The sequence below is a fragment of the Enterococcus sp. FZMF genome, from assembly GCF_030263915.1.
In the GTDB taxonomy this organism is placed as follows: Bacteria; Bacillota; Bacilli; order Lactobacillales; family Enterococcaceae; genus Enterococcus_D; species Enterococcus_D casseliflavus.
This window is the reverse complement of sequence record NZ_CP127160.1, coordinates 897,829-911,728: the sequence shown is the minus strand read 5'-3', so window position 1 is coordinate 911,728 and position 13,900 is coordinate 897,829. Positions and strand designations below refer to the sequence as shown.

Annotated in this window: 11 protein-coding genes; 1 reads left to right on the top strand and 10 read right to left on the bottom strand. The window is 45.6% G+C overall.

Annotated elements, in window-relative coordinates; translation table 11 throughout:
* Positions 1-151: 151 nt before the first annotated feature.
* The 3 genes from QN079_RS04430 to QN079_RS04420 all read right to left on the bottom strand — a co-directional run bounded on the left by QN079_RS04430 (position 152) and on the right by QN079_RS04420 (position 4,055).
* The gene (locus QN079_RS04430) at positions 152-1,420 is read right to left on the bottom strand and encodes a dicarboxylate/amino acid:cation symporter (protein ID WP_289230446.1); all 1,269 of its coding nucleotides are present in this window, start codon (positions 1,418-1,420) and stop codon (positions 152-154) included.
* Positions 1,421-1,438: 18 nt separating this feature from the next.
* A complete protein-coding gene (locus QN079_RS04425) occupies positions 1,439-2,689 on the bottom strand; it encodes an MFS transporter (RefSeq protein ID WP_005225368.1) in 1,251 nt (416 codons plus the stop codon).
* 151 nt (positions 2,690-2,840) lie between these two features.
* Positions 2,841-4,055 (bottom strand): pyridoxal-phosphate-dependent aminotransferase family protein, encoded by a 1,215-nt coding sequence (locus tag QN079_RS04420; protein WP_289230445.1) that lies wholly within the window; start codon positions 4,053-4,055, stop codon positions 2,841-2,843.
* 130 nt (positions 4,056-4,185) lie between these two features.
* Here QN079_RS04420 and QN079_RS04415 point away from each other — a divergent pair, with 130 nt between their 5' ends.
* A complete protein-coding gene (locus QN079_RS04415) occupies positions 4,186-5,817 on the top strand; it encodes a PucR family transcriptional regulator (RefSeq protein WP_289230444.1) in 1,632 nt (543 codons plus the stop codon).
* Positions 5,818-5,847: 30 nt separating this feature from the next.
* On the opposite strand, the gene arcC is transcribed toward QN079_RS04415, so the two are convergent.
* Genes arcC through allC form a run of 7 tightly spaced genes read right to left on the bottom strand, consistent with a single transcriptional unit; the run spans position 5,848 to position 13,816 of the window.
* A complete protein-coding gene (arcC, locus tag QN079_RS04410; RefSeq protein WP_289230443.1) occupies positions 5,848-6,783 on the bottom strand; it encodes a carbamate kinase in 936 nt (311 codons plus the stop codon).
* Entirely contained in the window at positions 6,756-7,619 is an 864-nt protein-coding gene (locus QN079_RS04405; RefSeq protein ID WP_289230442.1) for an oxamate carbamoyltransferase subunit AllH family protein, read from the bottom strand. The genes arcC and QN079_RS04405 overlap by 28 nt, the downstream gene beginning before the upstream one ends.
* A gap of 38 nt (positions 7,620-7,657) precedes the next feature.
* Positions 7,658-8,920: a YlbE family protein gene (locus QN079_RS04400; protein WP_289230441.1), complete on the bottom strand. Its 1,263-nt coding sequence runs from the start codon at positions 8,918-8,920 to the stop codon at positions 7,658-7,660.
* Between the two features lie 12 nt (positions 8,921-8,932).
* Positions 8,933-10,687, bottom strand: a complete 1,755-nt coding sequence (gene fdrA, locus QN079_RS04395) for an acyl-CoA synthetase FdrA (RefSeq protein WP_289230440.1) — start codon at positions 10,685-10,687, stop codon at positions 8,933-8,935.
* An 8-nt stretch (positions 10,688-10,695) separates the two neighbouring features.
* Complete coding sequence (gene allD, locus QN079_RS04390; protein WP_270787767.1) at positions 10,696-11,772, bottom strand: ureidoglycolate dehydrogenase; 1,077 nt, start codon at positions 11,770-11,772, stop codon at positions 10,696-10,698.
* Between the two features lie 13 nt (positions 11,773-11,785).
* Positions 11,786-12,571 (bottom strand): (S)-ureidoglycine aminohydrolase, encoded by a 786-nt coding sequence (gene allE, locus QN079_RS04385; protein ID WP_289230439.1) that lies wholly within the window; start codon positions 12,569-12,571, stop codon positions 11,786-11,788.
* A gap of 15 nt (positions 12,572-12,586) precedes the next feature.
* Entirely contained in the window at positions 12,587-13,816 is a 1,230-nt protein-coding gene (gene allC, locus QN079_RS04380; RefSeq protein WP_005225359.1) for an allantoate deiminase, read from the bottom strand.
* Positions 13,817-13,900: the final 84 nt, after the last annotated feature.

Genomic DNA, 13,900 nt, shown 5'->3' with positions numbered 1-13,900 from the left:
TTGTCGTAGTTGTCTGTTGAACGACGAGCGGAAAATCAGCCGCTACTGGTTACCGTTTACGGTATTTCAGGAAGCTTCTTTCGTCTATCAACGAATCAATCGTAACACGTTTTCAAAAAAGAGTAAAGTTTCATCACAAGAATGATTGGTCTTATACGCCATCGGTGATTTTTTCTGCTAATTTGACCGAGGCTTTTTCACCATTGAAGACTGCATGATCCAGTTCTCCTTCATCATGAGCAACGATCAACGCCACCGTGACGTCAGGGTCAACATTCAAGAGGGTCCGAAACATCCCAGAAAACCAATCGATCCCAGCCAGTAAGGCGATGCTTTCATTAGGCAGTCCTAACATAGGTAAAACCGTAGCCAGTGTGACTAATCCGCCGCCTGGAACGACGATCGTTCCCAAGCATGCCAACGAGGACAACAAGACCACTTGCAAAAGATCCCCCCAGCTCAATTGGATCTGGTACGCCTGAGCAACGGTTATGATTGCCAAGGCTAAAAATAAGGAGAGCCCATTGCTATTTAAGGTCATGCCCAGAGGCATCACGAGCTTATTGATTCGGTCACTGATCCCAAATCGTTCTTTGCCATCTTCGATTTGAAACGGTAATGAAACAGCAGAAGAGGTGGTCGTAAAGGAAACCACCGATAGGCGCCACATGTTCTTTATCAAACGAAACAAGGAAACTTTGCAATAGAGTGACGTCAAGAGAAACCAAAGAAACAAAAAGAGCAAAGATGCTGCTGCTAACGTCAATAAAAAACTGGCTAACATTCCCAACACACGAATACCGGTATCTTCTACTAAGGAAGCAACAAGGCCAAAAATCCCGATCGGCGCCAACTTCATGATCATGCTGACCATTTTTATCAAAATATTATTAAAACTGCTGATCATATCTAGAAACTGCTGATTCTTTTTTTCATGCTTGATCAAGCTCAAGGCAAGGCCAAAGAAGAGCGAAAAAATAATCACTTGGATCATATTCTGCTCCACCATGGCTTGAATAATGTTCAGTGGAACAAAGTTTAAGATGACTTCTTCCATGCTGCTGGTACTTAATGCGGTTTCTGTACTTTGCAGCAGGGACTGATCAAGGCCTGCGCCAGGCTTGAGGATCAAGGCGAACAAGAGACCGAAAATAGCGGCGACGAGGGTCGATCCAGTAAACCAAAGGAAGACTTTCCCGCCAATCCCACCTAATTCTTTTGGATCAAGTCCCCCCACCGCTTCAATCACCGAGCCCATGACCAGCACGACCACAGACATTTGAATCAGTCGCAAGAAGAAGTCCCCGACTAGCTGCATTTGATCACCTAACCCGGGAAAGGAAACGCCCCAAAAAATCCCCAATACCGTTGCAATCATGATTTGGTTGGTCAAACTGATTTTTAAGGATCGTTTTTTCATCTGTTGTGCCTCACTTTTCTACTTGGCTGTTTTCTTAGAGTTTACAGTCAAGAATAAGAATGTACCACCGATCAACAAAATAATTGCGATATAAAAGCCCATTACTTTTGACCCTGTTGCATCCGAGATCGATCCGGTCAATGTTGGTGCGATAACGGAAGACATCATGCCGAAAAAGTTGAAAACCCCTAATGTCGTACCGACCCCAACTTTGGGTGCATTTTCCCCTAGCCAAGAAATGATGATTGGTTCAACCGCTAATTTCCCAAGGAACCCGTACAAGATCAACGCGATCATTAAGAAGGTCGAATTTGTCGCTTGCACCGTTACTAATAACATCAACGCCGCCAATACTTCTAAAATAACGATAAAAGTTACTTTTTTATGCATGTATTTGTCTGCCAAGCGGCTAAAGAACAATGCCCCAGGAATGGAAGCAAATGCTACTAATGAAGAAGAGAAACCGATCGCGACTCCTTGGAAGCCTCGTTCTGTTCCTAAGAAGTTTGGTAGCCAAGTAACCGTCATATAGTAGGCATAACACGTCGCAAAATATAACACATAAGTAAAGAGCATCCGCAGTGAGAACAAGGTCGAAAGGGAAACTTTTTCTTTCGGCTGATCCGTTGTTTCTTCTTCAGCTGCTGCTTGGCTCTCCAAGAAAGCCACGTCTTCTTTGTTGCTGCGGATCACCAATGCAAAAGCGATCGTCATACAAACGATCAAGAAAGCGGATAAATACATCATTGTTTGCCAAGGCATGTTCATCTGAATAACGATAAAGCTTGATAAGATCATCCCAAACCCTGAACCAACGGCAGAACCACTATTGACGATCGCTGTTGAGAAGCTCTTCTTTTCTTTCGGAATGTTCTGTGAGGTCAAAGAATACGCTGAACCGTAAAATGACCCACAGCCGATCCCTGCTAAAAAGCTACCGGTATAGATCATGGAGATTGAAGAGGCTTGTGAAATCAGTAAAGCTGCCAGTGCAAATACCACGAATCCTGGAAGCAGAACTGTTTTCTTCCCAATCTTATCCACCAAAAAGCCGGCAGGGATCTGCATAATCACATAGCCGAAAAAGTAAAAGCTGGCAATCGATCCTAATGCTGTATCAGAAATATTGCCGCCAAGTGACTCATTGATTTGCGGATAGACTGGCGATAACGCAGCGCGATAAATCCAGATAGTGACCCAGCCTGAACACATTAAGATAATAATTTGTTTCCAGTAGGCAAGCCCACCACGTTCTTTATTGATTTCCATTTTTTTCCCTCCATCAGTTACACAAGTAAAGTTTGTGAAGCACGCCAACGAAAGCGCTTTAAGATAGTCTTAGTGTACGTTTTTTTGCCGACGATTGCATTTGTCATTTTTCACAAAGCGCTTTCAGTCGTTGTGCATTTGTGCTAAAAATTTACGTCGTTTTTTGGTAGTAATTTAACGCAGCGATGAGCGCTTTGCCAGCAGAAATTGGTGCTCGCTGGTACAATAGTGCCCCTTCTAACGCGGCTAGGACATGTAAAATATTTTCTTTGCGGCTGCTGTAGCCCATATTTCCAATCCGCCAGATTTTTCCTTTTAGATCACCAAATGAACTAGCAATCTCTACACCAAAGGAGTGAAGCATCTCTTCTCGGACAGCTTCGCCATCAACACCTTCTGGAATAAAGATAGGGGTAACTGTCGGCATTTTGGTTGATTTTTCGCCATAAATCGACAGCCCCATCGCCTCCAGTCCAGCGACCAACGCGCCTTCATTCGTCAAATGACGTTGATAGGCTGCATCGAGGCCTTCGTTTAGCAGCATCCGTAATCCTTCATGAAGCGCATAGATCATACTCGTCGCTTCTGTGTGATGGTTGATTCGCTCTGTGTTCCAGTAGCGTTGCAGTTGACTCAAATCCAGGTAATTGCACATAATGTGCCGCTTGTTTCGATCCGTTTTACTCAAGCCTAATTCTTTTTGGTAACGAGCATTAAGGACGGCTTCGACTCGCTCGTTGTAGGTCACTAATGAAAGACCAGACGGCACGCTTAAACACTTCTGTGTACCGGCAATCGCTAAATCGACACACCAATCATCGACTGACAGGGCCACGCCACCATAAGTCGCCACCATGTCAACGACAAAGAAAATATCTTTTGCGCGACAATACTGTCCGATTTCTGCTAACGGCTGCATTTGCCCGTTGGCGGTTTCCCCGTGGACCATCGCCACGATCTTGGGTTGAAATGCGTCGATTTCTTTGATGACCTCTGCGGGTGCAAAAGGAGCCGTCCACTCTTTTTCTACATATTTGACTTGTGCTTGAGCACGTTCACAGATTTCTCCCAGTAAGAAAGCAAAGCGCCCATAGGCTGGGATCAAGACTTTGTCCCCTGGTTCGATCAAAGCGATCAGCGCCGCTTCTAAACCAGCTCGGGAAGTCCCGTCAATGGCAAATGCCTCTTTGTTTTTGGTTCCAAACGGTTGTTTGATCATTTCTTTGACCTCATCCATGATCGCCAAAAAATTCGGATCAAACTGCCCCAAAATGCGATTGGTCATTGCTTGTAGAACAGCTGGATGGGCTTCTACAGGCCCAGGTGTCATGATCGTACGTTGTGCGATCGTTAACTCTTTATACATCTTTTTCCCTCATTTCTCTTTTTGATTTCACTGTCCAACGCCTTGTCAACGTTTCCAAGTTTGTTGTACAATAAAGCTAAAAAAGGACATGTTTTTGTTTGTTTTGTTCAGTTCCAAAAGGAGTTTCTCTATGAAGTTAGTTGCTGAATTGCTTGCTATACCTCGCTTTTCCAATTTGCGTTTATTGACAGATCCCCTGACTGCGGAAATTCCCGTCGACAGTATCGAAATCACCGAGACCCCCGATATCGCCCACTATATTCCTGAGCATACCTTTATCTTAAGCACGGCGATGGTTTATAAAGATAATCAAGGAGCGCTTCTAGAGCTGATCGATTCTCTCGTAGCCAAAAATGCCGCTGGATTAGGCATCAAGATCGGTCGTTTTTTGGATGTCATCGATCCTGAAGTCATCGCCTACGCCGATAGCTTGGGTTTCCCCATCGTAGAAGTACCTGCCACGATGCCGCTGGGTCGTTTGATGCACCAGCTTTTGAATTTGCTATGGAACACCAAAACCGAGCAGCTGAGTTATGCCTTAGACATTCAAAAACGGTTCTCTGCTTCCTTGATGAAGGATGTCAGCATCGCTCGCTTTATCGCTGATTTTGGCCAAATGGTCAATACACCGATCATTTTGTTGAATCCTTTTAAACAAGTGATTGCCCACTCCAAGCATTTCACCCGCATGTCAAAACCCGCGGAGTATTACATCCATCAATTAGGACAAACGAAAGGGGTTTTTACTGGTGAAAAAAGCGGGGCGATCCCTATCAAAGATCTTCATGAAAAAACGTCACAAATTTCTTATTATGCTATTGAAACCTCCACTTATTTCCCACATTATTTAGTCATTTTGAATCCTGAGGCGATTCCTTATCCTGTCTCGGATTTTGCGCTGGAACAAGCAGCCTTGGTCTTGTCGTTTATGCTTTACAAGAACCAAAAAGTGCAAGAATCTTTTGAAGATTTAAAAAGTGACTTTTTAACACGGATGATCGAATACCAGCAATCCACCAAGCAAGAACAAAAGGATTGGTTAGATCTCGGAAAGACTTACGGTTTGGTCAAAGCCCGCCATTATCGTGTCATCTATGGTGCCTGCGAACCAACCAAAGAAACCAAAGGCAAAGACAAATACTTAAAAGAAGAAAGTGACTTGGTTTATCAGTGGTTTAGTGAACAACTGCCTTATCGCATCAAAGATGTTTGTCTCTTTAGCTTAAAGGGCAGCAATCACTTTGCGATTTTCGTGCAGCACAAGTGTGATGCCTTAGAAGACCATTTGATCGAGACCGCCAATGCTTTGACCAATCGGTTGCCATTTCGAATGGCCTTTGGGGTAGGGAGTGTCTGTGAAAGTATCAATGATTTAGCCAGCTCCTACATCGAAGCAAAGACTGCGTATGAAGAACGAAGAGGCCAACATGATTCGTCCATCGTCTCTTTCTACCATCAACGGGGAATGCGGAGTCTATTTGAAAAAATGAGTCCTGAAGATATCCATTATTTCTGCCGTACGATTCTTAAAGAATTGGCGTTTCCGCAAGAAGATGCCACCATCGAATTGCGCAAAACCTTACGGGCTTACTTGGATTATCAATGTGAGATCACCCGCACCGCCAAAGCCTTGTTCGTTCATCGCAACACGATCAAATACCGCATCGAACAGTGCCAAAAGCTACTAGGAAAAAACGTGCATGATCCTAGCATCAGCCTGGATCTGCGGTTAGCCCTTGAGCTGTCGGAAGAAGGCGACTAATAGGCGAATCAAGCAGTTGGATCGCTGGTGTTACCCAGCGATCCTTGTGCCTGCTTCACCTAACAATGCTAAGTCCGCTTCTTCCAATGAGCAGATGATTGCTGTTTTTCCTTGTTTGGCAAATGCAATCGCCGCTTCCATTTTCGGCCCCATACTACCTTCTGCAAAATGCCCCGCATCAAAATATGCTTGCGCTTCACTTACAGATAAGCCCGTTAATTTTTCTTGCTCCGGTGTTCCGTAATTGATATAAACGTTGTTGACGTCGGTCAGCATCATAAATACATCGGCATCCACTTGTTCTGCCAGTTTTTTCCCAGTTCTATCTTTATCGATGACTGCTTCGATCCCTTTCAAGCCTTCCGCTTGTTTTACGACTGGAATCCCACCGCCGCCACCAGCGATCACGATGGTATTTTGATTCAATAAATGAACCATTGATTCCACGCCGTGGATCGTCACAGGTTGTGGAGATGGCACGACGCGACGGTACCCACGTCCAGCATCTTCTTCCATCACCCAATGTTTTTCCTCAGCCATCTTTTTTGCTTCTTCTTCTGAGTAGAACAAGCCGATCGGCTTCGTTGGCTTTTCAAACGCGGGATCATCCGCTGCCACTTCCACTTGGGTCAATAAGGTCACGACATTGCTGGCCAGTTCTTCTTGCTCGATTTTATTTTTGATGCTTTGCTCCATTAAATAACCGATAAAGCCTTGTGACTCTGCATTGCAGACATCCAGTGGAAAAGGCGGCACGACTTCTTTGGCTTCTTCATTTTGTCGTAAAATATTGCCGACTTGCGGACCATTGCCGTGCGTCACGACGATTTGATGGTCAAGCTTCTCGATTTTAGCGATCTGTTCTGCACTTAACTGGATATTTGCAAGCTGTGTCTCAACGGTCGCTGGTTGATTCGGTTTTAAAATTGCATTGCCCCCTAGAGCGATGACCACTCGTTTTGCCATATGAATTCCTCATTTCTATTGTTTTGAAATTGATCGATACTGCGAGCAAACCCTGCCAAAAAGTCGGCCCCCGAGGTATGACCGATCGCTAGTATCTCTTTGATTACTTGGGAAAAAGCCGCTGAATCGGTACACCTGGTCAAGGATAATGCCGATTGATTGAATGCGCCTGTCAACGCATGCAGAAGATAGTGTTTACTGACGTCAGTCGTTAAATCATTGACTGTCAACAGCCTTCTTTGTAGATAAGCCACCAAGCGGGTATCTTCTTGCCCCATCACTCGGCGAGCCAGTAAATGACCAACTAGCATATCATCGCCTGTGGGGGTCAATCCGACACCCCGTCCGACTAAATAAGCGACTGCTTGCCGTTGTTCCTTAAATAAAGGCGTGCATAGCTGATCGATTGCGTCATAAAACGGATGATTGCTGCGGATGGTTTCTGAAACAGCTTCTTGAATCCCCGTCTTTTCCGTGACGTTTTGAAGGGTTGACCAAAACAGTTCTCGATCGAATGGGACTGTGCCAGCTGGAAAGGTGGTTGTAAATTTGGCTGCCTTTTGAAAAGACAGACGATGATGCGGAAAATGGATCACCCGTTGCTGAACCAAAAGAGTGGTACCAGCAACTAAGCCTGTCGCCAACGCTGCATAATCGTCGGCAGCTAAAATCATCCCTTTGGGCACGCGAGCCGCTTGTTTGGAGACACAGATCAGCTGATCCTGACGAGGATCTTGTAGATTGAAACTATGCTGAAACACACTGTGAACGAGCCAGTTGCCATTGATAAATGCGGGTTCAAATAAAGCTTGGTCGATCCATTTTGCCTGTATCATCGCTAAATTGCTCCTTTTTCACATTTTCAGTCCCTGATTTATTCTTCAAATCCTAATTTTTTTGCATAAGCCAAGACAGCTTTTTCAAAGCAATCCATTGGTGGTGTCACTGTCCCGGCACCAATTTGTCCCCGTCCAGCTTGTTTGTTGGCGATCCCTGTATTGATCACCGGTAAGATCCCTGTTTCCACGACTTTCCGAGCATCGATCCCTAAACAGATTCCTTTGAAGTCCCATGTAGGAACGGGAAAATTCGGATTGGTATCAATGGAGATCTCTAACATCTCATTGCTGGTTTTCAACGCATCGTGAAATCCACCAGAACCAACGAAGCGTGTCACAGCTGGGGCAGCAATCATTGCCATTCCCCCAACACCAAAGGTTTCCGTAATGGCACTGTCGCCCATATCTGGAGAGACATCTTCTTCACTGAATCCTGAGAAATACAGCCCTTTTGGTGTATTGACAGGTCCAGTAAACCACTCATCTCCCATGCCAGAAATACGGATACCGAATTCATGCCCGTTGCGACACATTGCGGTCACAACCGTGCCTTCTTCAATCGTCCGGGCGCCATCAAGCACCGCTTTTGAAGAAGCCATCATGATATTCAAGAAGAACTGATCCGTGTCTGCTAGAAACTGAATGACTTCTGGTTTTTCTTTTTCAAATCCTTCCAGAGTAACGATCGCTGGTGCTACTTCTTTTAAGAACGCCAACGAAGCAGCGATATTCCGTTGATGGAACTCATCCCCCATGGCGATTGCTTTTGCGACTAAAACATTGATGTTCAAGCCATCGGGTTTTGTTTGTAGTGCAGCACTTAAAACTGGTGCTAACGTATTTTTCATCCAATGCAAGCGATCAATGACTTCTTGAGAATAGGCGCCAAATCGTAAAACTGCCCCGATCCCTTCGTTCATCGTACAATATGCTCGGTTGCCGTCAGTTTTGTTTTCCACTACGAGCACTGGCATATTGGCAGAGGTGATGCCCCCCATTGGGCCAACCGCTTGCACGTGGTGACAAGGAATCAGTTGAACTTCCCCAGATGCTAATAAATGACGTACCTCTTCTTCCGTTTCGCCCCAGCCTTCAAAAAGCCCCGCACCAACACAAGCACCTTGAATCGGATCGATCATCTGATCGTAGCGGATCGGTGGTCCTGCATGCAATAGGACTTTTCCTTCACCTAACTCTGGAATGACACTGACTGCTGGAACGACATCCAGCAAAAAAGGCGAACCGGCAACGATCTTGGCAATAACGGCTTGGTTTGCTTCTTCAATAGTTTCGTACACGATAACTTCCTCCTACTCTGATAGTGACACTTGTGCTAAGAAACGTAAGGCTTTTTGTAACGTTACGTTTCCACCAGCAATTGGCTGCCAGTCATATTGAACGACTTGACCGTGATGCGCCTGAATTGCTTCCGCAAAGCTACGCAATCCTACATTGATGAACGCGTCATTCGCTAACAATTCGCGGCTCTTGTCAGATGGCTCTGGCAACGCATCGGCAGTTGTCACTGCTTTTGGCAACAGCTTACGACTAATTGGGGAAAAGGGGTGACCGAGCATTGCTAAAGCTTTTTTGACTGCTTGGGCATTGCTTTGACACAAAATCACGCCAGCTGCGGTTAAAATCTCTGCTTGCTCGTTGCTATCTTGGGGATCTAAATCAGTTCCGACGATCGTAGCGATCACCGCTAACTCCCGGCCAGCTGCTTGCGCTGCTTCCTTCAACGATTTGATGGTCGGTGCCAATTCACTCGCCATATCTTGATGAGAGCCGTACCCTAAAACGATATCTAACAAAATCACTGCCGTTTCAGGATCTTCTCCGGCTTGCTTCAACAGTTCGATCCGCTTTGTTGGGTCGATCATCGGATGGGGCTTGCCTTGCGTATAAATGTCATCACCTAAATCGATGATCTCATGGCCAGCTGCTTTTAAGATGTACCCTTCCTGATGGGCATCTTCTTGTTCTAGATTTAATCCTGCTTTGACTAGCATCGCTGCTTCGTACGCCAATGTTCCGCCAGAATAGTAAGCTTTGATTTTTTGCTGTTCAGGTCCAAAAGCTCCAGCTGCCGTTTCCTCTTTTACTGGCTCTAATCCAATCTGTTCTTGACGTAGCAGCTGCACAGCTAATTGTGCCGCTTCTTCCAGCGTGTAAGCTCGGTAAAGATTTTCTTCGTGGTCCGTTGGCTCTTCCCCAAGAAAAATCGTGACTGCAGGTTTTGTTCCTCTTCTTAATAATGCCAACACTTCATCGCGGACACGTGGTGCAGGTGGTTTGGAGATCACCACGATCACTTCCGTATCATGATCGTGTTCCAAGGCAAGAATGCTGTCTTTCATGGTGATCCCACCGACGGCTTCTTTGAGATCTCGTCCACCGGTTCCGATGGCTTGTGTCACACCAGCACCCAATTTATGAATGATGGTGGTGACTTCTTGGATGCCCGTACCCGAAGCGCCGACAACACCGATTTTCCCTTTACGGACGGCATTCGTGAAGGCTACTGGTATCCCATTGAGAATCCCTGTGCCACAATCTGGTCCCATTAAAAGAAGTCCTTGTTCATGAGCCATTTTCTTTAGTCGAACTTCCTCTTCCAATGAAACATTATCACTGAAACAAAAAACATGTTTGCCCGCTGCTAATGCGGTTTCAATTTCTGGTGCTGCCATAGTACCAGGAATCGATAAGACAGCGACCTTCGCATCTTTTCCAAGATCTAAGGCTTTTTCCCAAGTTTTGACGCTTTGGGTTTCTTCTCCTGCGCTATTGCTTTGGTCCGATAAGAATGCATCGATTTCTGACAGGACTGTTTCGATGATTTCTTCCTCTTCAATGTCTAAAACGAGCACCATATCGTTGGATGTCGCATTGTTCATCTCCTCGGTATAAAGACCACCCGTCTTGAAGATATCCTTATTGGCAGGTGTCCCCATCATGACCGAAGCGTTGTTGATCCCTTCGATCGTCAGTAAACGATTGGTCAAAAGCATTAAAACAATGGAATCTTGGTAATTGTTTTTTTGAATAATAGTGTGTAACATGGGTCTCCTCACTTTCCTGTTCCTGTCTGTGCAAAGGCATCTGACCCAGAATACTGGTCAAAATGAACCGTGTCGCTAATGAGATAGCAATAAATGTTCTTTTCGATAGGAATGCCTTCTGCCATATATTTTTCATAGGTTAGTTGATTGATCTCGCCTGGATAATAGACTTGCTGGAACTGTTCAGCAGCCGGTATGGCGTGCAGCTCTTCGATCATCGTTTCGACTGACTCTTTAAATGTCTCTAAATCTGTAAAGCGTTGCGGATCGATCAGCAAAATAAACTGCCCTAAGTCGCGACCTTTCGTCAGATCGTTGTACATAGAGGAAACATGCTTGCCAAAAGGCAGCCCAAGGAGCATTCCAGACAAGATATCCACCATCATCATCAACCCAAAGCCTTTTGGTCCTGAGATTGGCAATAACCCATGAACATGATGAGGATTCGTCGTTGGCTTGCCATGGGCATCAACGGCCCATGTTGCTGGAATCTCTTTATCTTTGGAACGAGCATCTAAAATTTTGCCCCACGCTTGGACTGTCGTTGCCATATCAAAGACCACCGGCGCACCATGCTTTCGCGGTGCCGCAAAGGCAATCGGATTGGTACCAAAATAATTTTCTTTGCCGCCAAAAGGAACCACCATTGAATCCGATTGGCACATAGATAATGCAATCAAGTCAGCTTCTGCGGCTTTTTTGACATAATAGGATAGTGCCCCACTATGACTCGTTTTCCGCACACCAACCGCCGCGATCCCAGAACGTTTGGCCATCTCAATGGCATGCTTTGTCGCTTCTAATACGACGACCTGCCCTGCGCCATTTTGCCCGTGAACGATCCCGCTGCTCGGTCCAGTCTCTTCAAACGTGATCTGCGGGGTGCGATTCATCCCACCTTTAGCGATCCGCTCTGCGTAATAGTCTACCCGCACAGCCCCGTGAGAGTGGATCCCGCTGGCATCGGCAAAGACCAAATGCTCTGCAACGATGGCTGCGTGCTCTTCAGACAAACCAGCAGCCGCTAATTTGTTTTGGATCAATTGCTGTAACTCTTGTGACTGTACAATAACCGTTTCTTCCATCTTCTAAACTCCTTTAAATTTCCGGATCGCGGTTGCAATCTTTGGAATAAATATAGGTCAATGGTTCGTCACGGCCAACACCATAGGCCGCTTGCTGTACATAGGCACTCATGAAAATGTAGTCGCCTTTTTCCACTGGGAACCACTCATTATCTAAGTTATACATCCCTTTACCTGACAGTAAGTACGCCCCATGTTCTTGGTAATGGGTCTCAATGTAGCCATGACTTGCCCCTGGTTCAAAGGAAAGGATATGGATATTCATGTCAAAGCCCAGCTCTTTTGGCAGGAAATCCCAAAGTAGGACGTCTGCCATCCCTTCGTATTGGATCGGTGTCAACTCTGAAAGATTCCCCACTACTTTGTAGGCTTGGTGATTTTCTAGCGATTGGTAACGCTTCTTATACAAGAACACTTCTGTCGCTTCTTCTTGGAGATTTTTCATATACAGTTTTTCTCCAGCAGGCAGATAGATATAGCCTCCGTCCGTCAATTTATGGGTTTCTTTGCCATCACTTACTTCCAGTTTGCCCGAGATGACATACAAGAAACTCTCGATCTCTGGACCGCCGAAGCCCAATTGGTTGGCGCCATCTTTTTTGAATGAAATGATGTAATCGACAAAAGACGCCCCTAATTTTGGTGTGCCGAGTATCGAACATTCACAGTTTTCGAATCCTGGAATGACATTATTCACTAGCCCATCATGCGGCAAGATCGCAAAATTATTTTTTCTAATGACTGCTCGTGATTGCAGCAATCCATCTAAATAGCCCGTATTATTATTTTTATATCCCATGTGTGTCCCTGCTTTCTATTCTTTGTATGCTAGCTCGTAAAGGGAAGCTGCTAAAACTTCAACCCCAGCTACTAAATCTTCGATAGTCGTTGCTTCGGCTGGGTTGTGGCTAATCCCATCAATACTTGGTACAAACAGCATCGCAGTTGGAAAATGTGGTGCAATGATTTGGGAATCATGCCCCGCCCCACTATGCATGACTTTGTAGCGTTTGCCAGTTTGCTTCACCGCTTGTTCCACCGTGGCAACGATCGTCTCGTCCATCGGCACAGGGCGTTCATCCATCCATAGATCCATCTCCACTGTCAGGTCGTGCTCTTTGGCGATCGCTTGAATGATCTGTTCTGCTTCAGCAGTAAAGGCATCCAATAGCTGCCCATCGGTATGGCGACAATCCATCGTAAACAACACTTCACCAGGAACCACGTTGACCGTATTCGGTTTTGGCTCAACTTTACCGAATGTCACTACTAATGGATCCCCAAGCTCTAAGCCACGGTCGATCACTGCGGCACACATTTTGGCAAAACCATACACAGCATCTTGGCGATAGCCCATCGGTGTGGTTCCTGCATGATTGGCTTGTCCTTTTAAAACAAAGGTGTAGCGCTTTTGACCAGCGATACTATTGACGACACCGATCTGCAAATTTTCTTTTTCTAAAACACTGCCTTGTTCGATATGGATTTCCACGAAGGCTTTGATGTCTGATCGAACCGGTTCTTGTGGGTCGCGAAAATCAAAGCCTTGGCGTTGCATCTCTGCCACGAAGCGATTGCCTTCAAAATCTGCGATTGCTTCAACATCGGCTTTTTTGGCCTCTCCGACAAAGTTTTTACTTCCCCAAAAAACGGTTGGAAAACGACTGCCTTCTTCTTCTGCCATTGAGATGACTTCCAAGGAGCGTAGAGGTTGCCCATAGGTCTCTTTTAAATACTTGATCGCTAAAGCAGCAGCAACGACCCCGTATTGACCGTCTAATGTGCCACCGTTAACGACGGTATCGATATGTGACCCTGAAAGAATCGTTTCTTCTGGGTACTGGCTGCCTTCCATTCTGCCGAAGAGATTGCCGACTGCATCATAGGACGTCGTTAAGCCAGTTTCTTTTAATTGTTTTTCTACAAATGATTGCGCTTCTTTCCATGAATCGGTATAAAGCAGTCTAGTCATTCCTCCAGTTGGATCACTCCCAATCTGAGATAGTGCATCGATCATTGCCGCTACTTCTTTTTTCAACTCCATTGTTCTGCCTCCTTTGATTTATACGGTTATTGTAAGCGTGTTACTGAAGGACATCATTGTTCACTTTCGACAAAACCGTTTCTA

Bases quoted from the DNA above. Each gene is read 5' to 3' on its own strand.
- QN079_RS04430 (WP_289230446.1), bottom strand. From the start codon at position 1,420: ATGAAAAAACGATCCTTAAAAATCAGTTTGACCAACCAAATCATGATT.
- QN079_RS04425 (WP_005225368.1), bottom strand. From the start codon at position 2,689: ATGGAAATCAATAAAGAACGTGGTGGGCTTGCCTACTGGAAACAAATT.
- QN079_RS04420 (WP_289230445.1), bottom strand. From the start codon at position 4,055: ATGTATAAAGAGTTAACGATCGCACAACGTACGATCATGACACCTGGG.
- QN079_RS04415 (WP_289230444.1), top strand. From the start codon at position 4,186: ATGAAGTTAGTTGCTGAATTGCTTGCTATACCTCGCTTTTCCAATTTG.
- arcC (WP_289230443.1), bottom strand. From the start codon at position 6,783: ATGGCAAAACGAGTGGTCATCGCTCTAGGGGGCAATGCAATTTTAAAA.
- QN079_RS04405 (WP_289230442.1), bottom strand. From the start codon at position 7,619: ATGATACAGGCAAAATGGATCGACCAAGCTTTATTTGAACCCGCATTT.
- fdrA (WP_289230440.1), bottom strand. From the start codon at position 10,687: ATGTTACACACTATTATTCAAAAAAACAATTACCAAGATTCCATTGTT.
- allD (WP_270787767.1), bottom strand. From the start codon at position 11,772: ATGGAAGAAACGGTTATTGTACAGTCACAAGAGTTACAGCAATTGATC.
- allE (WP_289230439.1), bottom strand. From the start codon at position 12,571: ATGGGATATAAAAATAATAATACGGGCTATTTAGATGGATTGCTGCAA.
- allC (WP_005225359.1), bottom strand. From the start codon at position 13,816: ATGGAGTTGAAAAAAGAAGTAGCGGCAATGATCGATGCACTATCTCAG.